This window comes from Hanstruepera marina (genome assembly GCF_019880635.1).
GTDB lineage: Bacteria > Bacteroidota > Bacteroidia > Flavobacteriales > Flavobacteriaceae > Hanstruepera > Hanstruepera marina.
Genome location: NZ_JAINVX010000005.1, coordinates 50,314 through 74,978, shown reverse-complemented (window position 1 = coordinate 74,978; position 24,665 = coordinate 50,314). Strand labels below are relative to the sequence as shown.

Below are 24,665 nucleotides of genomic sequence, written 5' to 3'. Positions count from 1 at the left end.
TAATTTTGCGAAAAATTTAAAGTCCAACTAAATGGAGCTCAACTTAAAAGAGATATTCACAGCATTTATGGTTTTATTTGCAGTGATTGATATTATTGGAAATATACCCATTATAATCGATTTAAGAAAAAAAGCTGGCCACATACAGAGCGAAAAAGCATCAATTATTGCCGGTGTAATTTTGATTTTATTTCTGTTTGTCGGTAAAAATATTTTATCATTAATTGGTATTGGTGTAAATAGCTTTGCAGTAGCAGGTGCTTTTATTCTATTCTTTATTGCTTTAGAAATGATTCTAGGCATAACGCTTTATAAAGAAGATGAGCACTCGGCTATGACCGCTTCAGTTTTCCCATTGGCGTTTCCTTTAATAGCTGGTCCTGGTAGTTTAACAACATTACTTTCTTTACGTGCAGAGTTTCGTGTAGAAAACATAATTGTTGCCGTAATATTAAATGTTATTATTATTTATGTGGTACTAAAAACTTCTGCCAGAATAGAACGTTTAATTGGCCAAAATGGCATTAACATTATTCGAAAAGTATTTGGCGTTATTTTACTAGCTATAGCAGTAAAACTTTTTGCACATAACATAAAAGCATTACTTGTATAATATGAAGATTTTAAATATAATTTTAACAATAATAGCTTTAGCATTAATTGGGTACAACATCACTCAAATTAATTTTGACAATCCCTTTAATGGTGATAGTCTAATTGCCTTGATAACCATTTTAGCGGCGTTGTGTGCTATTTTATTGCTTCGTATTTTAGTTGTTTCAAAAAAAATTGAGAAATCTATTAAGTCTAAAAAATAATGTTTGACACTCTAATTATTGGAGGCGGAGCAGCGGGTTTAAGCTGCGCACTTGTTTTGGGTTCAGCTCATGAAAAACCATTTGCTACCAATAAAAAGATTGGAATAATAGTGCACCAAAAAACATCACACCTACAAAATGCTTTGTTCAATAATGTTTTAGGATTAAGTCCAAAAACAACTGGAGTATCAATTTTAGAAAGTGGCAAAAAACAACTGACAGAGCTCTACCCTCACGTTAAGCAAATTGAAAAGGAAAAGGTTTTAAAGGTCGTTAAAAACAATACCGATGATTTTAATGTTATAACCAACAAAAACACCTATCAATCTAAAATAGTAGTTATAGCAGTTGGCTATACTAACCTAATCACTATTAAAGGTTTAGAGCATTATATAGAGCCTCACCCAAGAGCCAAAGCCGAAAAGCAACGTATTTGGTTAAAAAATGAAAATCATCTTATAGAAAATGGATTGTATGTTGCAGGAACACTTGCCGGATGGCGCAGTCAATTTGCTATTGCGTCGGGCAGTGGCGCTCATGTAGCTACAGATATTTTAACCCTTTGGAATAATGGAGAGCATGTAAAAGTACACGACAAAGTTTAGTTTTTAAAGTGCTGCTCATTATCCAGCTGTATGACTTCTTCTATCATTATATCTTTTTGGTTTAGCACTTCTTCAAAAGCACCGCCTCCATATATTTGGTTGGCCAATGTAGCCTTAATGTACTGTTTAACCTCCTCTTTGTAGGCCACAAATGTAATATTGGCTTTAGTTTTAGTATTTAAAAAGTCTTGGAAAGCATTAACCATATCATCAGAAACTTCAAAATGTGCAATAAAATCTTGGCGTGGTATGTCACGGTAAAGATTACGGTCTTTCTCTAATTCTTCAAACACAAAATTACTGATAAACCCTCTACGTTGCAGGAATGTTAGTGTTTCGTTTTGCATGTTTAAATCCAACGGCACAAAAACATCTGGAATTATACCGCCTCCACCATAAACCACTTTTCCTTTTGGTGTAGTGAATTTGAGTGAGTCTGCCACTTCAATTTTATCAGGATTCAAAAACTCACCACTTTTCAACCTATCAAAATAATCGTCATAATAGTCTTTATTCCCTTTTGCATAAGACCGTTGTATGGATCGTCCTGTTGGTGTATAATATCTTGAAACGGTTAATCGTACAGCACTTCCATCGCCTAATTCCATTTCACGCTGAACTAATCCTTTCCCATAAGACCGTCTACCCACTATAAGACCTTTATCATTATCCTGTAAAGCACCAGCTATAATCTCACTTGCAGATGCTGAATTTTCATCAATCAAAACATATACCTGACTGTTTTCAAAATCACCTTTTTTAGTAGCATAACTCTTATCTATTTTACCGCTTTTGTTTTTTGTAAATAAAATTAGTTTGTCATCTTCTAAAAACTCGTCAACTATTTGCTCTGCAATGCCCAAAAACCCACCTGGATTACCACGTAAATCCAAAACAATGTCTTTTACATTTTCATCTTTAAGCTTTTTTAACTGGGTTTTAAATTCTTTATAGGTTGATTCTGCAAAACGATTAATTTTTATATAACCCAACGTTTCTGTTAACATGTAAGCTGCATCAACACTTTTGATAGGAATATTATCTCTTTTAACCGTAAATTTCAACAGTTCTGACTCACCTGGACGTAAAACCTCTAATACAACTTTCGAATTTATTGGGCCTTTTAGTTTTTTAAGTATATCTGAATTACTTAAATCCTTACCAAAAATGGAATCCCCATTTGCCGTGATAATACGATCTCCTCCTACAATTCCAGCTTTATCGCTAGGACTGCCTTCAATGGCTCTAATAACCGTAATAGTGTCTTTATAGGTATAAAAGCTAATGCCTATCCCCACAAAATCACCTTTCATATTTTCAGAAACACGCTGCATATCTTCTTTTGGAATGTAAACAGAATGTGGATCTAAATTCTCGAGTATTCCATTTACAGTTACATCAACAATGCTATCTGTGTTTATGTCATCAACATATTCGTAGTCTATAAAATCTATTAACCTATTAAGTTTATCCTTTTTACTATTAGATGAGAATAACTTGTCTGAATTATCAGAAAAATTTAATTTACCTCCAAGGAAAATACCCGCAGCAATAGCTACTCCTATAATTAAAGGCAAATATTTTCTTTGAATTCGCATTATTCTGTTTCTAAATTTTCAATTAATGTTAAATCTACTCCTGCTTTCTTTAAAAAACGCAACCCAGAGTCATCCTTATACGCTTCTCCATAAACCACTCGCACAATACCAGCTTGATGAATAAGTTTACTACATTCCTTGCATGGCGACAATGTTATGTACAACGTAGCACCTCTTGCTGACTGTGTTGATGAAGCTACTTTTAATATAGCATTGGCTTCAGCATGTAACACATACCATTTGGTATAGCCTTCATCGTCTTCACAGTAGTTTTTGAAACCAGTTGGTGTTCCATTGTAGCCATCAGATATTATCATTCTATCTTTTACAATTATCGCGCCAACCTGCTTTCGCTTGCAATAAGAGAGTTTTCCCCATTCTTTTGCCATTCTCAAATACGCCTTATCATATTTGAGCTGTTTCTGTTCTTTCATACATTTGAATGCTTATAACGAATATAATAGGTTCGTATTTTAATTACAACCAGAAGATTAAAGATTTATGAAAACTTTAGGTTATGGAATACAATTAATCAAGACAAAAAATCACTGCCTAAAATCATAGGTATCACCAGTCCCACAACAATAGCAGAAATAACCATAATCCAATCGCGCTTTGAAAACCGGAAGACAGTTTGCATAATATACCCCAAAAATAGTACAATAAAAACTATAATAACTTGGGCAATTTCAATACCCAATGCAAACTCAAGAAGCGTGACTAATTTGTTGTCTGACTTGCCAACTAAAATTTGAAACTCTCTAGCAAAGCCCAAGCCATGAACCAAACCAAAAAACAGCGTTGAGAAAAACAATACGCCTACACGCTCTTTTTGAGCTCCTTTTCCTGCCGTAAACACATTAAAAAGAGCTACAATAAGAATGGTCACAGGAATTAAAAATTCAACCAGTTGGCCATTTACACTCACCACGCCATAGGCAGCTAAAATTAAAGACAATGTATGACCCAATGTAAATACCGAAACCAATAATAAAACCCGTTTCCAATCTTTAAACAAATAAGGAACAGTTAATACAATAAGAAATAAAACATGGTCATAGGCATTAATATCCAATACGTGGTTAATACCATATTCCACATTAAACCAAAAATCTTCAAGCATTGTTTATGTAGTTTATAGGGTGCGCTCAAATATACAACATAAAACCAAATGAATAAATAATTAACAATTATTGAATATATTAGTCACAACATATTCAATAACAAACGTAAAACATGAAAAACTTTAATGCTTTTGTCTGTACAATAATCCTTTTTGTAAGCGCAAACAGTTTTGGACAAGAGGAAGGTCCTGAAGATTTCAATCATCATTCCATATCCCTTTTAATAAGCCATACAACAATTTTTCAAGGTTTTGAAAATGGCAAAAGAAAGACAGAATCAGAACCTTCTTGGTCTTTAAATTACAACTACATGTTTAATAAAAAATGGGCTTTAGGGTTGCACAACGACATTATTATTGAAAATTTTGTCGTTGAAAAGACTTCTGGTGATGAAATCCTCGAACGAAATACGCCTATCACATCTGTTATTGTTGGAACATATAAAATATTTGAAAACTTTGGTGTTGAACTTGGAGGTGGATTGGAATTTGATAAAAACGAAAGCTTTGGTGTTGCCAGAATTGGCGCCGAATATGGAATCGAAATCCCTAAACATAAATTAGAAGTCCTTCTTTCTTTAGATTATGACATTGTAATAGATGCTTATGACGGACTTAATATTGGTATTGGAATAGCAAAATTATTTTAATACCAAAGATGCTAGTCTAAAATACAAGACTAAAAACAGACCCTTCGTCTTCTTTACTGTTTACCAATATTTTTCCTTTGTGAAGTAGCATTATTTGCTTGCATAAACTCAACCCAATACCGCTTCCTACTGCTTTACTTGTAAAAAATGGTACGAAAATATTTTCCATAATTTCTTGTGGTATGCCTGTACCATTATCAAAAACCTTTATAACCACATCACGATTGGGTGTTTTTTGAGCTATTATTTTTATCAGCGGTTTACTTTGGTTTTTACAAGCATCAATGGCGTTTAGAATCAAGTTGATTAAAACCTGCTCAATTAAATGTCTGTCAATATCGAGTTCCAATTTCTTTGATGAAACACTGAACTCCACCTCAATATTTTTGGCTTTAATTGATGGCTCCATCAAGAGTTGAATACTTTTAAAAAGGTCTGAAACCATAACCCGTTCTAAATTTAAATGAGTAACCTTACTCAAGCTTCTATATGTTTTAGCAAACTTCAATAAACCTTCACTCCTGCCCTTAATGGTTTTTATTCCAGAGTTAATATCTTCTAAATCAAGGGTGTTTTCTGAAGGGTTATCCAGTGACATTTGTAAATTTCTCTGAAGTGTATCTGCCAATGACGAAATAGGTGCTATGGAATTCATAATTTCATGGGTCATAACACTCAATAATTTTTTCCACGCATCCGATTCGTTTTTATTCAAAGTGTCATCAATGTTCTGAACCACGACCAGCTTATAGGTATCATCATCAACCTGAAAAATCGTATCGGAAACCAAAACTTTAATTTTGTCATTCTGCACCGCAATAGTTATAGAGTTTGGCTCTCTGTGGTATGTTTCAAAAATGGTATTGTATAAATCGGGTTTTCTACTTTCAATAAAACGTATGTTTTTAAAAGATGGCACATCCAGCGTTTCCCGAAAAGTATCATTGGACCAAAGCACATTGCCATTTTCCAAATTATAGGAAATGATACCAATATCTACCATTTCTAATATTTTTTGCAGATAAACGTACTGTGCCTCGTTTTGCGAATTTATTTCTTTGATTGTTCGGTTAATTTCATTGAATCCCTTGTACAAAAACCGAATATCTTTCGGACCTCGATCTTCTGGAAACCACCTTGAAAAGTCACGATATTTTACCGCTTCAAAAAAATCGTCCATAGCTACAAAACGCCTTTTGACATATTCGTAAATATTATATCCTAAATACAATATGCCTATACCTATCACAACTGCTATGGCATTTTTACTTAAATAAATAGTATAGGCCAAAGTAATTATCCCAATGACCAAAAGCACAATCCTTAAAAAAAGTCTGAAGATGTAGCCGCTATAATTCATATTTTTCTAACCTTCTGTATAAAGCAGCTCTGGTAATACCTAATTCTTTTGCCGATTTTGAAATATTGCCTTTGTTCTTTTCCAAAACATTTATAATAGCCTGTTTCTCCAAATCGTCTAAATTAGTTGTAGGAATAGCGTTTTTGTTTGATGATTGTTCAATAGCCGAAAACACTAAATCATCAGGCTTTAAAACATTACCGTCGGTCATAATCACGGCACGCTCCAAAACATATTGTAACTCTCTAACATTCCCTGGGAATGGATGTTTTTTGAGTTTTGAAATAAAACCAGAATCTAATGAAAAAGGACTTTTATTGTATTTATCTGCATAAATAGCGATAAAGTGTTTTGACAAAAGAGTAATATCATTCTCTCTATCCCGTAAAGGCGGAACAATAACATCAACAGTATTAATTCGGTAAATCAAATCCTTTCTAAACTTCTTTTCATCAGCCAGTTCCTTCGGTTCAATATTGGTTGCACATATCAAACGGATGTCAATAGGTACAGCCTCATTGGAACCTAAAGGAGTCACCTGTCTGTTTTGTAAAACCGTTAATAAGCGTACTTGCTGACCCAAACTAATATTGCCTATTTCATCTAAAAAAAGTGTGCCGCCATTGGCTGCTTCAAAACGACCCTTTCTATCTTCACGAGCATCTGTAAAAGCACCCTTTTTATAACCAAACAACTCACTTTCAAAAAGCGATGTTGACAAAGAACCAACATCTACCTTTACAAAAGGTTTGTCTTTTCTGTTTGAATTTTCATGAATGGCTCTGGCAATTAAATCTTTCCCTGTGCCATTTTCACCAAGAATAAGCACATTGGCGTCAGTTGGTGCTATTTTTTTGAGCTTCAAAAAAACATGGTTCATCGCTTCACTCTCACCAACAATTAGGGCTTCGTTTGCTGTGATGTGTTTCTTTTTACTTCCAGAGGTTTTTGCTTCGGTCAATTCCTTAAGGGTGGTAATAATTTTTTCATTCTTCCAAGGTTTGACCAAAAAATCGGATGCACCTTCTTTTAGTCCTCTAATGGCTAAATCAATATCTGCGTAGGCAGTTATCAGAATAACAGAAATATCAGGTTGCATTTGCTTGATTTTATTCAACCAAAAAATACCTTCATTTCCAGTATTAACAAGCCCATTAAAATTCATGTCCAGAATGACAATATCAAATTCATTATTGCTTATCTGAAAATTTATATTGCTTGGGTTTTTCTCAATCACCACCTCTTTCACCAAAGGTTTCAATAGCAAGCGTAACGCATTTAATACATCCAAATCGTCATCAACAACCAATATTTTAACTTCTCGTAATACCATTTCTACAATATTACAACATTATCTTAAGCTTAAAAAAGTTAGAAAACTAAAATTATTCTAGCCCAAAAAAGTGTGTTGGATTCGAACACAAGTGTATCAAAACCGAACACTTTTTAATTTAACACAAACGCTTTAATTTTTGATTGTCAATCATTTACAGTTTTGGCATCATCTTCCCTATATAAATAGGTAATTAAAAAACCATATATGGACGTTCCAATAGAAAAGAAGAAATTTTCAAATCAAAAAATCCTAATACTTGGAGGTGGATTGGCAATCATAGCTTTAATCATTTTTGTCATTATATCAACTGGTGGTGGTTCAAAACTTAATGTTGAAAAAGAACGCATTTCCATCAACACCGTAAAAAATGCTGTTTTTCAGGAAAACATTCCTGTAAATGGTATTGTTCTACCCATAACAACTATTTATTTGGATGCATTGGAAGGCGGCCGCGTTGAAGAAAAGTTTGTTGAAGATGGTGCCATAATGAAAAAAGGCGAACCTATTTTACGCCTTTCAAACACCGATTTGGAGTTGAGTCTCATAAACCAGGAAACATCGGTTTATAACCTATTGACGCAAATGCAAATTTCACAAAATGCAGCACGCCAAAACACTATTAACAGACGAAATAATTATACCGATGTTGAAAATAGTCTTATTGAAGCCGAACGTGTTTACAACTTAAACAAACGCCTTTATGAAAAAGATGCCATTGGCAGGCAGGATTTTGAATCATCAGAAAACAACTATAACTACCAAAAGGAACGCATGGCTCTGGCCGAAAAAGTATTGGTTCAAGATTCCATTGCTTCGGAACAAGAATACAATCAAGCCCAAAGTTCTTACAGACGTACCCAAAGTGCCCTGGAATTAATGCGCAAAAAAGTTGGCGATTTGGTTGTTAGAGCACCTATTGATGGTCAATTAACTGCTTTGGATGCCGAAATTGGACAATCCAAAAACAAAGGTGAACGCCTGGGACAAATTGATGTATTGAGTGGTTATAAAGTACGCGTGGATATTGACGAACATTACATTTCTAGAATTTATAATGGTCAAACCGGAACATTTACATTCAACAACAAACTATATACTTTGGTTATCAAAAAAGTATTTACCCAAGTAACCAATGGTCGTTTTCAAGTTGACATGCAATTTCAAGGTGAAGCACCTGAAGGCATTCGTCGTGGGCAAAATCTTCAAATTCGTGTCGCTTTAAGTGCCGAGAAGGAAGCCTTATTGGTTTCCAAAGGCGGATTTTTCCAAAAAACAGGTGGCAATTGGATTTTTAAGGTCAGTGAAGATGGCAATACCGCATATAAAGTAAACATCAGACTTGGGAGTCAAAATACCGAATTCTACGAAGTACTTGATGGGCTAAATCCAGGTGATAAAGTAATAACCTCTAGCTATGACAGCTATGGCGACGTTGATGAATTAATATTAAAATAAGAAAACAAAATACTATGAGCACAATGATACAAATAACCGATCTAGAAAAATTCTATCGAACCGAAGAGGTTCAAACCATTGCATTAAACAAATTATCCTTTGAGGTTAAAAAAGGAGAGTTTGTAGCCATTATGGGCCCTTCAGGTTGCGGCAAATCAACCCTACTTAATATTCTTGGATTGCTAGACAATTCTGATGGTGGCAGCTTTAAATTCAATGGTGAAGAAGTTTCTGGATACAACGAACGTAAACGTTCAGAATTACGCAAGCACAATGTAGGTTTTGTTTTTCAAAGTTTCAACCTCATCGATGAACTTACCGTTTTTGAAAACGTTGAACTTCCGTTGATTTATACTGGTGTTAAAGCTGCTGAAAGAAAAGTTCAAGTTGAAAAAGTATTGGAAAAAATGCAAATCATGCACAGACGCAATCACTTTCCGCAACAATTGTCTGGTGGTCAGCAACAACGTGTTGCAGTAGCAAGAGCCGTTGTTAATAATCCGAAATTAATTTTAGCCGATGAGCCTACAGGGAATTTAGATAGTACCAACGGAAACGAAGTGATGGATTTGTTAATCGATTTAAACGAAGCAGGCACAACCATAGTAATGGTAACCCACAGTGAACATGATGCAAAATATAGCCATAGAATTATACGCATGTTGGATGGCCAAAAAGTCACTGAAAACATTTTAATATAAAATTTCAATCAATCAAAAAACGAACAATCAAAATCTGCAATCATGTTTAAAAACTATCTAAAAGTAGGCTTCAGAAATCTTATAAAAAATAAGGTTTACTCACTAATCAACATTTTTGGTCTGGCCATAGGTATGGCAGTAACCATTATGATTGGTCTTTGGATTGCTGATGAGTTAAGTTATAACAATTATTTTAAGGACAAGGCAGAGATTGCACAAGTGTTCCAAAATCAAGAATTCAATGGCGATATAGGAACAGGTCCTGCTATTCCAAGACCTTTAGAGTTTGCGCTACGAGAAGGCTACGATGATAATTTTAAGCACATTGTCATGTCATCTTGGACACAAAGTAGGTATTTGAAATATGGCGATATAAACTTAAATAGAGAAGGCAATTTCATGCAAGAAGGTGCCATTGATATGCTTAACATAAACATTCTGAAAGGCGAAAAAAAAGATGGCTTGAAGGAGAAGAATTCTATTCTGTTATCTGAATCTACTGCAAAAGCCTTATTCGGTTCTGAAAACCCATTGGGAAAAATAATCAAAGTTAACAATGAGTTTGACATGACCGTTACTGCTATATATGAGGATATTCCTAGAAACAATTCGTTTAGCGATACATATTTTTTAATGCCTTGGGAGCATTATGCAACATCACAAGAATGGATAAGAAATGCTGCTGAAAGCTGGGGCAACAACTCATTTCAATTATTTGTTCAGATAAATGAAAACACAACTATGGATGTTGTGACAGCAAAAATAAGAGATGCTAAGAAAAAGCTAGCACCAGATGATGTCACAGAACATAATCCGCAGTTGTTTTTACTCCCCATGAAGGATTGGTATTTACGATCTAATTTTGAAAATGGTGTACAATCCGGTGGAAGAATTGAAAATGTATGGTTGTTTGGTGTTATCGGACTTTTTGTTTTGCTTTTGGCATGCATCAATTTTGTAAATTTAAGCACCGCTCGTTCTGAAAAAAGAGCTACAGAAGTTGGTATCAGAAAATCTATTGGTTCGCAACGCAGTCAGTTAATTTTTCAGTTTTTAAGTGAATCTTTTTTAATTGTCATTATATCTTTTGTATTTGCAATAGCCATAGTATTGTTATTCTTGAACGGCTTCAATAATCTAGCCAGCAAGGAAATTGCTTTCCCTTGGATAAATATCACATTTTGGGGAGCTTCTGTAATCTTTATAGTCATTACCGCTTTCTTGGCTGGAAGCTATCCTGCATTATACTTATCCTCATTCAATCCTGTTAGTGTTTTAAAAGGAACATTTAAGGCTGGACGTTTTGCAGCACTCCCAAGAAAAATACTGGTTGTTACGCAATTTACGGTTTCCATTGCGCTTATTATTGGAACATTGGTTGTTATGAATCAAATTCAGTACAGTAAAGATAGACCCGTAGGTTACAGCAAAGAAGGGCTTATTCAAATACCTGTAATGAGCACCGAGTTTGTTGGCAAAAATGATATCATGCGTGAGCAATTTATTGCTTCGGGTGGTGCCATTGAAATGGCTGGTATGAGTAGCCCAACAACAAATGTTTGGTCCAATAGAAGTGGCTATACTTGGGACGGGAAACCTGAAGGTTTTCAGGAGGATTTGGCTTATACGTCAGTAACCTATGAATTTGTTGACGCATTAGGCTTAAAAGTTAAAGCCGGACGCGGATTCTCACGTGAGTTTGCAACGGACTCCAATGCGGTTATCCTTAATGAAACTGCTGTAAAGTATATGGGACTTAAGGACCCAATTGGGAAATACATTAGGGACACAGACACGGAAGACCCTGATGAACCTTTACAGATTGTAGGAGTCATAGAGGATATGGTTGTACGATCACCTTACAGCCCAGTAAAACAGGCCATGTATGTTTTTGAAAGATATGGCAATATTGCTTATTACAATTTAAGGTTAAACCCTCAAAATAGTGTCAGTAAAAATTTAGAGTTGATTGAGAATACCTTCAAAGCGAATTTTCCAAATCTTCCATTCGATTATCAATTTGTTGACGAAGAATACGGTAGAAAATTTAGATCAGAAGAACGCATAGCAAACCTAGCTAAAGTGTTTACTGGACTGGCCATATTTATTAGTTGCTTGGGACTTTTTGGTTTAGCTGCTTTTGTTGCCGAACAGCGCACAAAGGAAATTGGCGTCAGAAAGGTGTTGGGTGCTTCAATTGGTCAACTGTGGGTATTGCTTTCAAAAGACTTCATCTCTTTGGTTGTTATTGCTTTAATAATTGCCTCTCCATTGGCATATTACATTATGAGCCAATGGTTACAGAAATTTAGTTATCGAACAGATATATCACTAACTGTATTTTTAATAGCCTGTTTAGGGTCTCTAATCATCACATTGATTACAGTAAGCTTTCAATCCATTAAAGCTGCAACATCAAACCCAGTAGATTCTTTAAAAACAGAATAACATCAATCAAAAAAACGCATAGTTATGATACGGAATTACTTTAAAATAGCTTGGAGAAACCTCCTCAAAAACAGAGGCTTTACCGCTATTAACATTATTGGTTTATCACTCGGAATAGGTTGCTTTATCATAATATCGATGTTCGTGATAGATGAGTTGAGCTACGATCGTTTCCATGAAAAAGCTAATCGGATCTACCGTGTAGATGCCGATATAATTATGGGAGGAACCGAATTGAATTTGGCCGTAAGTTCGGATCCTATGGGAGCCACCTTAAAAAAGGATTATCCTGAAATAGAAGAATACGTTAGATTTTATGCTTCCAACGGTCCTAAACTCATTAAAAAAGGAAACGAATTTATACGGGAGAGTGCTATTACGCATGCAGATTCTACTCTTTTTAATGTTTTTACTTTACCAGTAATTATTGGAGATACCAAAACAGCGTTGGTGGAACCTAATACAGTCGTAATAACAGAAACAGCAGCCAACCGCTATTTTGGAAGCCCAAAATTGGCTATAGGTAAAATGTTGGAAACCGATGACAATGGCAAAACGCTCTATAAAGTTACTGCGGTTATCGAAGACATGCCTAAAACCTCGCACTTCAATTTCGACTTCTTTTTCTCAATGGCAAATGTTAGTTACGATTTCGGCACTTACTTAAGTCATAATTTCCATACGTATGTTGTCTTGAAAGAAGGCACCAATCACAAAACTTTCAACAACCATTTTATAGAAGTAATAGATAAATATATTCTACCTCAAGCCAAACAAGTTATGCAAATTGAGAGTATGGATGATTTTAAAGCGAGCGGGAACAAATTAGAATATTCACTAATGCCTCTAACAGACATTCATTTACATTCTGCTAGATATGCTGAAATAAGCCCGAATGGCAGCATTCAATATGTGTATATCTTTTCGGCAGCGGCATTGTTTATTTTACTTATTGCCTGTATTAATTTTATGAACTTAACTACAGCTCGCTCATCCGGAAGAGCAAAGGAAGTAGGCATTCGTAAAGTATTAGGCTCCGAAAAAAAAGCGCTTATCTGGCAATTCCTGACCGAATCTACTTTAATTGCAGGTTTGGCTTTAGTAGTTGGTTTATTCTTTGTGTGGCTCTCTTTAGGTTGGTTTAATTCTATTTCCGGTAAAGAATTGGAATTCTTTTCTTTATTGACTCCAAAATTTGTGATTTTCATCTTACTTCTGCCCTTTGTGGTTGGCGGATTGGCTGGTGTTTATCCTGCATTCTTTTTATCGTCTTTTAAACCCATTAAAGTACTGAAAGGAAAACTTTCAACTGGACATAAAAAAAACTCATTACGTAACTTTTTGGTTGTTTTTCAATTTGCAACATCAATCGTTTTAATTGTAGGTACCATTGTAATCTACAAACAAATAAACCATATTCAGTCAGCAAATTTAGGTTTCAATAAAGACCATGTTTTAATTGTGGACAACTCTGGAGTTCCACGAGAAACCAGACAATCCATTAAAAATGAAATCGAACAATTAGCAGATGTAAAGTCGGCTTCTTTTGGTGGCTACTTACCAGTTGCCAATTCCTCAAGATCAGACAATACGTTTTCAATGGATGCTGTAATGACAGAATCCAATAGTTTTAATATGCAAACATGGCGAGTTGACTATGATTATATAGAAACTGTTGGTATAGAAGTTCTTGATGGCAGAATGTTTTCAAGAGATTTTGGGTCAGATTCAACAGGCATCATACTCAATGAAACAGCACTTAAGTTAACAGGATTTGAAAATCCGATCGGCAAAAAACTATACTCCACCGAAAGAGATGGAACTGTAATCACAAATACTATTATCGGTGTTATTAAGAATTTCAATTACGAATCGCTTCGAGAAAATGTTGGTGCATTAAGCTTGAAGTTAGGCAATAATAGTTGGGAAACTATCTACAGATTCAACACAGCTGATATTGGTGGCTTATTATCCACCATTGAAAACAAGTACAAAGCTGCTGCTCCTGGAATGCCATTTAAATACCAATTTATGGATGAAGCCTTTGATGATATGTACCGTCAGGAAAGACGTGTAGGAACCGTAGCACTAGCCTTTTCATTATTAGCTATAATTATTGCCTGTTTAGGTTTATTTGGTTTAGCAACTTACATCGCCGAACAGCGTACTAAAGAAATTGGCATCAGAAAAGTGTTAGGTGCTTCCGTGACAACCATTGTAAGAATGCTATCTACAGACTTTGTAAAACTCGTAATGCTTGCTTTTGTCATTGCTACTCCAATCGCTTGGTGGTTTATGCATAAATGGCTTCAAGACTTTGCCTATAGAATTGAACTTAATTGGTGGATTTTTGCCATAACCGGAATAACCGCTTTGGCTATTGCTTTAATTACGTTGAGTTTTCAAGCCATTAGAGCAGCTATTGCCAACCCAGTAGATTCCTTAAAAACCGAATAATTATGATACGGAATTATTTTAAAATAGCCTGGCGAAATATCATGAAGCACAAGGTGTTTTCTGCCATAAATATTATTAGTCTAGCGATTGGGTTTAGCGCATCGTTTGTTATTGGTTTAATGGTATATTATGATTTAACTTTTGATAAGTTCCATGAAGATGGGGAACTTATTTATAGAGTGGTTTCAAGCTATTCAACCAACGAAGGTGAAAGAGGTAATCGTGGTGTTGCTGTACCTTTAATTGCTGAAGCAAAAAATAACATGAGTGGTGTTGCTATTGCTTCAGGTATTCATTCAGCTTACTTTCAGAAAGTTGAAGAAGAGGTTGCCAAGAAAACATTTAGAGATATTGATCATGCCGTTTTTACAGACCCAGAATATTTCCAAATTTTTAAATACGATTGGCTTGCTGGCTCACCAAACACTGCTTTAAAAGAACCTAATCAAGTTGTATTAACTGAAAAGAGGGCTGCTATATATTTCCCATCATTATCTCCAAGTGAAATACTTGGAAAAACCTTGATTTACAACGACTCTATCCAAACGTCTGTTTTGGGTGTTGTTGCAGATTTTAAAGAACGAACTGATTTTGTTTTTGAAGAATTTTTGTCTATCGAATCTTCTAAAAAAACCAATCGTGGCGGAACGATTCTTGACCCACAATGGGACAGCACAAATTCTGGAGATCAATTGTTTCTAAAAATGACTGGTGTCTCTTCTGTCTCTGGTATTGCAAAACAATTGGATGACTTGTCAGAGGCAAACCGTTCGGATTATGAAATAAAATTTAACCGAAAACGCAATTTTAAACTTCAACCGTTGTCAGATTTGCATTTTAATACTACGTATGGCGTTTTTAATTCCAGTGGTCGTCCGGCTGATAAGTCCGTTATGGTTGGGTTGGGTTTTATAGCCTTGTTTTTATTGCTTTTAGGCTGCATTAATTTCATTAATCTAAATACAGCTCAAGCAAACCAAAGAGCCAAAGAAATAGGTATTAGAAAAACATTGGGTAGTTCAAAAAAACAGCTTGTTTTTCAATTTCTTGGCGAAACATTTTTACTAACATTAGTAGCAGCTGTAATATCTGTTGTTCTAGCATATTGGCTGCTTCAAGTATTTTCAGATTTTACACCAGAAGGATTGGAGTTTTCGCTCTTTAAAAATCCTTTAATGATAGGGCTTTCTGTAATTCTTTTACTGGTTGTAACGCTTCTATCTGGAATTTATCCAGCTTTGGTTCTAACCCAGTACAAACCCATTTCAGTATTAAAAAACCAAGTGGTTAATAAAACTGGTAAACCTGCTTTGCGACGCTTTCTTACTGTTTTTCAATTTTCAATTGCACAAGTTTTTATCATATCAACAATTTTGGTAGCCAAGCAAATCCATTTTATGATGAATAACGATATGGGCTTCAAAACAGAAGCTATTGCGAGTATCGAAACCTCTTGGTATAATAACACATACGACAAGGAGTTACGCCTTGAACAAGAACTTAAAAAAATACCTGAACTGTCAAAAATTGCTAGAGGCGGAAACTCACCTGCCTCTAATAATTCTAATTCTACCTTGGTAACTTATATACAAAAAGATGGTAATGAAATTCAATCTCGACTACAACTGTTAAGAGGCGGAAAAGATTATATAGATCTTTATGATATTCAATTATTGGCTGGAAGAATTCCATTGAATGATACCATACGAGAATATGTTATCAATGAAACGTTCCTAAACATCATTGGCTTTGAGAATCCTGAAAAAGCTGTTGGTGAACAAATAAAACGAGGCGAAAAACTGTATCCAATTGTAGGTGTAGTTAAAGATTTTAATCAGCGTTCATTAAAAGACCCTATTGAGCCTCTTGCACTTGTTGGAGATTGGGAGCATTCATCATTTGGTGTTTTACATTTTACTTTTGCCAACAGTAACAACAACATGTCTGGAACTATTTCAAAAATTGAAGACGCTTATAAGCAAATTTATCCTGATTCTGATTTTGAAATTCATTTTATGGATGAAACCATTGAAAGCTTCTACGAGCAAGAGCGCAGTCTGTCCAAACTACTTAATTGGGCTATGGGACTTTCCGTTTTGATAAGCTGTTTAGGGCTTTTAGGTTTGGTAATTTATACAACAGAACGCAGAACAAAAGAGATTGGCATACGTAAAATTCTAGGGGCTTCATTATCGCAACTTAACGTTTTGCTATGCAAAGAGTTTTTGGTATTGGTTGGAATTGCTTTCATTATTGCTGCTCCAATAGCTTATTTAGGGTTAAGCAATTGGCTTAAGGACTTTGCTTTTAAAACAAGCTTGAGTTGGTGGATTTTTGTTTTAAGCGGTTTAGGTATGGTGTTAATTGCAGTAACTATTATGAGCGCCCGAACTGTTTCAACAGCAATGAAAAATCCGGTGAACAGTCTACGAACAGAATAAAAAATCACATTAAAAATTATGTTATTAAGATTAAGTCAAGCAACAAAGGAAGTTAAAAATGGTAGTGAGAAAATTGCCCTGTTGGACTCTATAGATTTAAAAGTTGAAGAAGGCGAGTTTATTTCACTTATGGGACCATCAGGATCTGGAAAATCTACCTTGTTAAATTGCATAGGTATGCTTGACAGTTTTACTGATGGAGGTTATGTGTTTTTGGAAGAACCCGTTCATAGTATGAAAGAGAAAAATAAATCCAAACTTTATAAAGAATATATTGGGTTTGTTTTTCAAGCTTACCATCTTATTGATGAGTTAACCGTACAGGAAAACATTGAAACCCCTTTACTCTATAAAAACATAAAATCTTCCGAGCGTAAAGCTATGGTTGCCGATATGTTGGATAAGTTTAATATTGTTGGTAAAAAAGATTTATTTCCAGCTCAATTAAGTGGTGGTCAACAGCAGTTGGTAGGGATTGCTAGAGCCTTAATATCAAAACCAAAACTCATTTTGGCAGACGAACCCACTGGAAATTTAAACTCAAAACAAGGCATAGAAATTATGGAGTTGTTTTCGCAATTAAACAAAGAAGAAGGTGTGACCATTATTCAAGCAACACATTCTGAAAGCAATGCTGCTTATGGTTCACGAATTATTAATCTTTTAGATGGCAAAATTGTCACTGATTAAAAACAACATCAAAAATGTTTTCAAAACAAATACTATTTATAATTGCATTGGTTTTTTACGGAACTGTTTATTCTCAAACCGTTCAGAATAGAAGTTATACGTTGGACGAGTGTATTTCCATGGCTTTAGAGAATAATTTGAATTTAAAATCTTCTGAGTTATTGGCTAATTCAGCTAACATTAATCTAAAACAATCCAAAGCAAATATTCTACCTAGCCTAAATGGAAACTATAATATTGGTGTAAATAATGGAAGAAGCATTGACCCTTATACCAACCGATTTATAAATCAAAAACTAACATTCTCCAATGCGAATTTAAGTTTGGACGCTACCATTTTTAATGGGTTTCGATTACTAAATTCTGTAAAACAAGACAAGTTGAACAAGCTCGCTTCAGAAATGGAGGTTGAAGAATCGAAACAAGATTTAGTATTAAGGGTTACCCTAGCCTACCTTCAAGTATTAAACAATCGTGATTTATTAGAGCTGGCAAAAAACCGTTTAATAGCAACCAATGAACAATTAGAACGTCAAGAAAATCTATATAATGAAGAAGTAGGCAATCCTGCAGACTATGCAGACATTGTTGGGCAGAAGTCTATTGATGAAACCAACATTTTAAGCTCCGAGAGTGCATTGAATAATTCAAAACTAAATCTTGTTAGGTTATTAAACTTGCAAAATGAATTGTCAATAAACACACAAGATTTGATTATGGGTTTGGAAAAATACCCATATTCATCAGAAGATGTTTACAATGATGCCCTAGAGAATCTTGCTACATTTAAAGCAAGAACATTCAGAATAGATGCTGCAAAAAAGGGAATCAGTGTTGCCAAAGCACAATTTGCTCCTGAAATATCACTTTTTGGGCAGCTCAACACTAATTACTCTAGTGCTGCAGAAACGTTTACAGAAACAGGCTCCTCAGTTGTAGAAACCGATGATTTTGTAGTCGTAAACAATAACAATCTCCCTGTTTTTTCAAATCGCACACAATTTAGCAGTCAAAATATAAGTTATACGGACCAGTTTGAAAACAATGTAAATACAGTGTTAGGACTTTCTGTTTCTATCCCACTTTTTAATGGTTTTAGAGCAAAAAACAATGTAGCATTACAAAAAATTCAAGTTGAAGAATCCCTCATTGAGCTAGAGCGTACACAACTGGAAATTAAAAATGCCATAAAGCAAGTCCACTTTGATATGGAAGCTGCTTTTTTGCGTTATGAAAGTTTGCTAAAACAAGTAGAAGCGTTTAAGGAATCTTACAGGATAAACGAAATTCGTTTTAATAATGGCGCTTCAAATTTTTTAGCCTATATAACCAGTAAGAACAACCTAGACAGTGCACAAACAAACCTAGCCAATGCTAAATATGAATATTTTCTACGGGTAATTGTGCTGGAATATTACAGAGGGAAATCCTTTGCTTCTATTTAGTGTTTATTTTCTGTTACTAATAAAAACAAAAAAGCCTGAAAAACAGTAGTTTATCAGGCTTATTATGTACTCAAGGTGGGAATCGAACCCACACTTCCGAAGAAACTGGATTTTGAATCCAGCGCGTCTACCAATTCCGCCACTTGAGCGATAGAGATTGCAAAATTATAAAATAAATTAGGACTAACAATTAAAAATAGTCGCTTTTATGCTTTTGCAGTTGAAATAAATTCATAAATTTGCACCTCATTTACAAAAAGCGCTATAATTCGCTTTAAAACAAAAGATTAACGATGCCAAATTTCGCCACAGAAGCCAAAATTTTTACTTGTACACAAAGTAAAGTATTAGCACAGAAAATTGCTGATGCCTATGGCATTAGTATGGGCAATGTAATCACATCAACCTATAGTGATGGCGAGTTTCAACCATCGTACGAAGAATCTATTAGAGGCACTCGAATTTTTATTGTAGGCTCTACACATCCTGGGCCAGAAAATTTAATGGAAATGCTGTTAATGATTGATGCTGCAAAACGTGCTTCAGCTAGACATATTACAGCTGTTTTACCTTATTTTGGGTGGGCGAGACAAGATAGAAAAGATAAACCTAGAGTTCCAATTGCGGCTAAATTAGTAGCTAAAATGCTTGAAGCAGCTGGTGCAACCCGAATTATTACCATGGATTTGCATGCCGATCAAATTCAAGGGTTCTTCGAAAAGCCCGTTGATCATTTATTTGCATCGACTATATTTTTACCATACCTAAAAAGCTTAAACCTAGATAATTTAACCATAGCTTCACCAGACATGGGTGGTTCTAAAAGAGCCTATGCTTATTCTAAAGCATTAGAAAGCGATGTGGTTATTTGTTATAAGCAACGTGCTAAGGCCAATGTAATTTCTCATATGGAATTAATTGGAGATGTAACGGGCAAAAATGTTGTTTTGGTTGATGATATGGTGGATACTGCTGGAACTTTAACTAAAGCTGCCGATTTAATGATGGAACGCGGCGCTTTAAGTGTTCGAGCTATTTGTACGCACCCTATTTTATCAGGTAACGCTTATGAGCGTCTGGAAAATTCAAAACTAGAGGAGTTAATTGTTACCGATTCAATTCCTTTAAAACAAGAAAGCAGCAAAATACGTGTATTGAGCTGTGCAGATCTATTTGCCGAAGTGATGCATAATGTGCATCACAACGAATCAATTAGTTCTAAATTTATCATGTAAATTAATAATTAATATAAATTAAAATGAAGTCAATTACAATTAACGGATCTCAAAGAGAAAGCGTGGGCAAAAAGTCAACAAAAGCCTTACGTAATGCTGGACAGGTACCTTGCGTATTATACGGAGGTGACAAACCAGTGCATTTTTCTGCAGATGAAATTGCATTTTCAAAACTGGTTTATACGCCTAACGCGCATACAGTTGTGATTACTATGGACAATGGTGAAAGCTACAACGCTATCATGCAGGACATTCAATTTCATCCAGTAACAGATAGAATCTTACACATAGATTTCTATCAATTGCACGAAGGTAAGCCTATTACAATGGAGGTTCCTGTACACTTTGTAGGAAATTCTAAAGGTGTTAAAGCAGGTGGTGTTTTACGTAAAAACTCACGTAGATTACGTGTTAAAGCTTTACCTAAAAACTTACCAGATTTTATTGAAGTAGATATTACTCCTATGAAAATTGGTAATAAATTATACGTTACCGCTTTAGAAAACGATCTTTACAAAATAATGCATACTGAAAACACTGTTGTTTGTCAAATTAAACGCGCTAGAGCTGCTATGGCATTGGCAACGCTTGAAGATGATGAAGACGAAACAGAAGAAGGTGCAGAAGGAACTGAAGCTACTGCTGAAGGAGCAGAAGCACCAGCAGCTGAAGCTACTGAAGCTCAAGAATAGATTTCATTCACTTGAAATGACTAAAAAGCATTCTGATTACAGAGTGCTTTTTTTATTTTTACAAAAATTACTGTTATGTGTCATTTCATTTGGAAGTTATTTAGAAAACATAAAAACACTTCTATAACAGAAGAAACAGATACCATGAAAAAGTTTTTGATTGTTGGATTAGGGAATATTGGTGAAAAATATGCCAATACCAGACATAACATAGGTTTTAATATACTAGACTTTTTAGCCGAAAAAGAAGATTTAAAATTTGAAACACAAAAACTAGGCGATTTAACCACCTATAAATTTAAAGGACGAACGTTTATTTTATTAAAACCCAGTACTTATATGAATTTGAGTGGCAAAGCTGTTCAGTACTGGCTAACTAAAGAGAAAATTCCTCTAGAGAACCTTTTAATTATTACCGATGATTTAAACCTCCCTTTTGGAAGTATTCGTTTAAAAACAAAAGGAAGTGATGGCGGTCATAATGGCCTTAAAGATATCCAGGATAAATTACAAACCACTACATATAACCGCTTCCGATTTGGTATTAGCGATGAGTTTAGTAAAGGCAGACAAGTAGATTATGTTTTAGGTGAATGGAATGATGAAGAATCTTTAAAACTCCCTGAACGATTGGAAAAATCTGTTGAACTCATAAAATCTTTTGGTACAGCAGGTGTAAACAATACCATGAATACATTTAACGGAAAATAAAAAGGGAAGCTCGTAAGCTTCCCTTTTTATTTATATTATGTGAATATAATAAACTTATTCTATTAAAATCTTTTTGATTGTTTGCTTATCACCGTCAGTTACTTTAACCAAATATATACCAGATTGTGCATTATTTAAACTAATAACTTGATTAAATGCACCTGCATTTTGAAACGAATTGTTAAACACTGAACGCCCTTGAATATCATAAACTGACACATTAATCTCTGGGTTAGAAGAGTTAAGACTAAGTGTAAACTCTCCATTATTAGGGTTAGGATACAATGCAAATTCATCTACAGAAAATTCATCTACAGATAGTCCAGCTTCACCACAAATATAAATTGACCAATCGTTTAGAGTCCCTAAATCTGCATTCCAAAAATCACGTATGGAAATGGTCCAATCTCCAGCACTATTCAATCCAGAAAAGACAGAAAGCGGATTAGCCGGATTATAGGTTCCCACTGTAGGCTCTGCACACGCAATAGGATCTGCTCCATCTTCAAACGTTACATCTAGATTATTTTCACTGGCACAATTTCTATCCCAAACAATTACTGCGGAAGTTCCATTAGGATGAATTAATGTAATCTCTAAATCATTAATGTAAGTATGCGAAACATCTGTATTTAAAGTAATGAAATCTATAACGGTATCATCTCCCATTGGTACGTTTATAGTATGTGTAATTGGCGCGCCTGGAGAATTAGAACCTACCCCATCAGGAATTGAAAGCCCTAAATTAGGAGCTGAATCATAAGTTATACAAGAAGGGCAAGCATCTCCTGACACCACAGTAATATAATCTGTAAGTGTTAGAGAACTCGTACCATGTGAATTAGTCGCCTCTAAAGTTACATCGTAAACACCTTCAGCAGCATAAGTTACAACAGGGTTTTGATCGTTTGATGTTCCAGGCGTACCGCCTTCAAAAGTCCATGACCAAGATGTACCAGCAGGGGCAGACTCGTCAGTAAAGGTTACTGTATTTCCAGAATCTAAACAAAGTGTCTCCATATCTGCACTAAAAGCTATAATTGGTGGGCCATCTAAAGGTGGTAATGTATATCCACAAGCCGTCAATCCTGAATGGATTGCTTGAATTTCAACATCTGTATAACTTAAATTTAATGCGGCTTGATAAACCGCATTTGCAGCATCGTTTTGATTTGTAGAGCCATTGGTCATTCCTAATCCTTCGTAAAAGATCTTGTCCATTCTTTCTTGACCTATTTCATCCCAAACCGTCATTAAACAACTAGCCCAAATTTGACCATCGGTATGAATTTGACCTACCAGTCCACCAGGATATACCGCTCCATAACCTGTTGTCCTCCCTGGCCAACATGTATTATGCCCATCCCAATTAAACACATAGTTCCAAGCTGGGTCAGCAGAAGTCCAATACCCATTAGCAATATTTACACCTCTATTATAAGACTGTGCGACATAATCCCCACAACCTTCACTTAAACCATCTACTTGTGATAGGCCTCCAGAAGTAACCCAGTCATGTAATCCATGACCTAATTCATGATGTATTACGTCAGAGTCTTCAGCGTCGTCAACACAACCTTCTCCAAAAGACAATCGTCCAGCGCCTCCTGTATAATATGAATTATCTGCTCCTCCTGCTCCATGCGGATCATATTGAACACCGCCATTATATTGATAAGGTAATACATCACAACCTAAATCATCATTTATATAACCTATCAAATAATCAATATGATAATACACGTTTACAGGTTCAAAACCTTGATCTTGTCTGTTAAATTCAAATACAGATGAACTTTGCGTAAACAACCCTGTGTTTGGCGAATCAAAGTCAATAATCTCTGCACGTGGCCCAACCAAAGAATATGTACTTCCGTTTTGAGTAATATCTCTTAACGTCACATTAAATCTAGCCGCATCTAATGAGGCATTGGTTGCATCGTTACCATCTACATATTGACCTCCATAAGCAACCGTATTTGATGTTAATGGATCTGGGTTAAATACAAAACCTGAACCATCTATTCTTCTATAGTATTCTCTTGGCATAGGATAAATCACCTCAACATCATGAGAATCACTTTTACCATAATCGCTATGTTCATTATAATAATGATTCATATCAACTACTTTAAAAATCTCACCATTTAAAGCATCTACAAAAACATGCCACTCACCTAAAGGTTCTGTTGTTGATATTGTGACTTCATGAGCTAGTTTTTTTATTTTAGTGTTTTTATAAACCACTAAACTTGTGTTAGAATAACTAATATCACTTTGCACATTTAAATAATTTATAGCTGCTGAATACGCATCATTAGCTGATACTCTAGGTTGAACGTTAGCCATATCAACATTACTTTCATAACTGTTCATTACATAAACCACCTTATTTTCTGGCGATATGGTAATCGTAACTTCGTTTTTGTTAACTGGATAATTCCCAGAATACTGACGATATCTTACAACGTGTCCAGCATTAGTTGAACGTGTAGCATGATATCTTAAATTTGGTATCTCATTGGTTGGGACACCTAACTTTTTGGCTTCTCTTTCTATATAATACATAGCCATAGATTCTGGTGTGCCCTGCGGCACACTAAAATCCAACCCATAAAGCGAAAGAGGCTTTCCGGTATTAGTATTAAATCGACCGTTTGCCCTAATTTCTGTTTCTATTTTTTCATCTGCTTCTAATGAAATTTCTAAAGCCCGTTCTGGCATAGCTTTTTGAGCCACCAACACTTGGCCAAAAAATAATATGATTAAAGCAGTAAGGCTAAAACCATAATAATTAAAATTGTTTTTAGTAGTTTTTCGCATTGTAAGTAGTTTTAATTTAGTTAATTAAGGGATTGAATTTACTAAATAATAAATGATGTATTAACAATTGATTAACT

The 24,665-nt window shown here is 34.9% G+C and carries 20 protein-coding genes and 1 tRNA gene; 14 read left to right on the top strand and 7 right to left on the bottom strand.

Translation table 11 applies throughout. The annotated features are described in order from the left end of the window. The first annotated feature begins 31 nt into the window (after positions 1-31). Genes K7G76_RS12865 through K7G76_RS12855 form a run of 3 tightly spaced genes read left to right on the top strand, consistent with a single transcriptional unit; the run spans position 32 to position 1,423 of the window. On the top strand, positions 32-613 hold the full coding sequence (locus K7G76_RS12865; protein ID WP_223034629.1) for a MarC family protein: 582 nt from the start codon (positions 32-34) through the stop codon (positions 611-613). Position 614: 1 nt separating this feature from the next. Then, positions 615-818 (top strand): hypothetical protein, encoded by a 204-nt coding sequence (locus tag K7G76_RS12860; protein WP_223034628.1) that lies wholly within the window; start codon positions 615-617, stop codon positions 816-818. Continuing rightward, on the top strand, positions 818-1,423 hold the full coding sequence (locus tag K7G76_RS12855; protein WP_223034627.1) for an FAD-dependent oxidoreductase: 606 nt from the start codon (positions 818-820) through the stop codon (positions 1,421-1,423). The genes K7G76_RS12860 and K7G76_RS12855 overlap by 1 nt, the downstream gene beginning before the upstream one ends. On the opposite strand, the gene K7G76_RS12850 is transcribed toward K7G76_RS12855, so the two are convergent. The 3 genes from K7G76_RS12850 to K7G76_RS12840 all read right to left on the bottom strand — a co-directional run bounded on the left by K7G76_RS12850 (position 1,420) and on the right by K7G76_RS12840 (position 4,144). After that, positions 1,420-3,021, bottom strand: coding sequence for a S41 family peptidase (locus K7G76_RS12850; protein WP_223034626.1), 1,602 nt, complete (start codon positions 3,019-3,021; stop codon positions 1,420-1,422). The two genes, K7G76_RS12855 and K7G76_RS12850, sit on opposite strands and share 4 nt — an antisense overlap. Next, positions 3,021-3,455, bottom strand: a complete 435-nt coding sequence (locus K7G76_RS12845; RefSeq protein WP_223034625.1) for a deoxycytidylate deaminase — start codon at positions 3,453-3,455, stop codon at positions 3,021-3,023. Before K7G76_RS12845 ends, K7G76_RS12850 begins: the two co-directional genes overlap by 1 nt. 98 nt (positions 3,456-3,553) lie before the next feature. Then, positions 3,554-4,144: a HupE/UreJ family protein gene (locus tag K7G76_RS12840; protein ID WP_223034624.1), complete on the bottom strand. Its 591-nt coding sequence runs from the start codon at positions 4,142-4,144 to the stop codon at positions 3,554-3,556. 113 nt (positions 4,145-4,257) lie between these two features. Here K7G76_RS12840 and K7G76_RS12835 point away from each other — a divergent pair, with 113 nt between their 5' ends. Then, the gene (locus tag K7G76_RS12835; RefSeq protein ID WP_223034623.1) at positions 4,258-4,794 is read left to right on the top strand and encodes a hypothetical protein; all 537 of its coding nucleotides are present in this window, start codon (positions 4,258-4,260) and stop codon (positions 4,792-4,794) included. 16 nt (positions 4,795-4,810) lie between these two features. On the opposite strand, the gene K7G76_RS12830 is transcribed toward K7G76_RS12835, so the two are convergent. Both K7G76_RS12830 and K7G76_RS12825 read right to left on the bottom strand, forming a co-directional pair. Further along, positions 4,811-6,154: a sensor histidine kinase gene (locus K7G76_RS12830; protein WP_223034622.1), complete on the bottom strand. Its 1,344-nt coding sequence runs from the start codon at positions 6,152-6,154 to the stop codon at positions 4,811-4,813. Next, positions 6,144-7,487: a sigma-54-dependent transcriptional regulator gene (locus tag K7G76_RS12825; RefSeq protein WP_223034621.1), complete on the bottom strand. Its 1,344-nt coding sequence runs from the start codon at positions 7,485-7,487 to the stop codon at positions 6,144-6,146. The genes K7G76_RS12830 and K7G76_RS12825 overlap by 11 nt, the downstream gene beginning before the upstream one ends. 207 nt (positions 7,488-7,694) lie before the next feature. Here K7G76_RS12825 and K7G76_RS12820 point away from each other — a divergent pair, with 207 nt between their 5' ends. From K7G76_RS12820 to K7G76_RS12790, 7 genes are read left to right on the top strand one after another with little or no spacing between them, the layout of a single operon-like run. Then, positions 7,695-8,945 carry an efflux RND transporter periplasmic adaptor subunit gene (locus K7G76_RS12820; protein ID WP_223034620.1) on the top strand — a complete coding sequence of 417 codons (1,251 nt, stop codon included), beginning with the start codon at positions 7,695-7,697 and terminating at the stop codon, positions 8,943-8,945. A 23-nt stretch (positions 8,946-8,968) separates the two neighbouring features. Then, complete coding sequence (locus K7G76_RS12815; RefSeq protein ID WP_223034885.1) at positions 8,969-9,646, top strand: ABC transporter ATP-binding protein; 678 nt, start codon at positions 8,969-8,971, stop codon at positions 9,644-9,646. A 42-nt stretch (positions 9,647-9,688) separates the two neighbouring features. Further along, on the top strand, positions 9,689-12,094 hold the full coding sequence (locus K7G76_RS12810) for an ABC transporter permease (protein ID WP_223034619.1): 2,406 nt from the start codon (positions 9,689-9,691) through the stop codon (positions 12,092-12,094). Between the two features lie 24 nt (positions 12,095-12,118). After that, complete coding sequence (locus K7G76_RS12805; RefSeq protein WP_223034618.1) at positions 12,119-14,551, top strand: FtsX-like permease family protein; 2,433 nt, start codon at positions 12,119-12,121, stop codon at positions 14,549-14,551. 2 nt (positions 14,552-14,553) lie between these two features. Beyond that, positions 14,554-16,992: an ABC transporter permease gene (locus K7G76_RS12800; RefSeq protein WP_223034617.1), complete on the top strand. Its 2,439-nt coding sequence runs from the start codon at positions 14,554-14,556 to the stop codon at positions 16,990-16,992. 18 nt (positions 16,993-17,010) lie between these two features. Then, positions 17,011-17,682, top strand: coding sequence for an ABC transporter ATP-binding protein (locus K7G76_RS12795; RefSeq protein WP_223034616.1), 672 nt, complete (start codon positions 17,011-17,013; stop codon positions 17,680-17,682). A gap of 14 nt (positions 17,683-17,696) precedes the next feature. Continuing rightward, positions 17,697-19,127: a TolC family protein gene (locus K7G76_RS12790; protein WP_223034615.1), complete on the top strand. Its 1,431-nt coding sequence runs from the start codon at positions 17,697-17,699 to the stop codon at positions 19,125-19,127. Between the two features lie 67 nt (positions 19,128-19,194). On the opposite strand, the gene K7G76_RS12785 is transcribed toward K7G76_RS12790, so the two are convergent. Further along, positions 19,195-19,276, bottom strand: a tRNA-Leu gene (locus K7G76_RS12785). Positions 19,277-19,420: 144 nt separating this feature from the next. Between K7G76_RS12785 and K7G76_RS12780 the strand changes: the two genes are divergently transcribed. The 3 genes from K7G76_RS12780 (at position 19,421) to pth (ending at position 21,765) form a co-directional block, all read left to right on the top strand. Beyond that, on the top strand, positions 19,421-20,362 hold the full coding sequence (locus K7G76_RS12780; RefSeq protein ID WP_223034614.1) for a ribose-phosphate pyrophosphokinase: 942 nt from the start codon (positions 19,421-19,423) through the stop codon (positions 20,360-20,362). 23 nt (positions 20,363-20,385) lie between these two features. Then, complete coding sequence (locus tag K7G76_RS12775; RefSeq protein ID WP_223034613.1) at positions 20,386-21,054, top strand: 50S ribosomal protein L25/general stress protein Ctc; 669 nt, start codon at positions 20,386-20,388, stop codon at positions 21,052-21,054. A 75-nt stretch (positions 21,055-21,129) separates the two neighbouring features. Continuing rightward, complete coding sequence (gene pth / locus K7G76_RS12770) at positions 21,130-21,765, top strand: aminoacyl-tRNA hydrolase (RefSeq protein ID WP_223034612.1); 636 nt, start codon at positions 21,130-21,132, stop codon at positions 21,763-21,765. Positions 21,766-21,819: 54 nt separating this feature from the next. Here pth and K7G76_RS15535 read toward each other — a convergent pair whose 3' ends face one another. Then, complete coding sequence (locus K7G76_RS15535; RefSeq protein WP_223034611.1) at positions 21,820-24,588, bottom strand: T9SS type A sorting domain-containing protein; 2,769 nt, start codon at positions 24,586-24,588, stop codon at positions 21,820-21,822. Between the last annotated feature and the right edge of the window lie 77 nt (positions 24,589-24,665).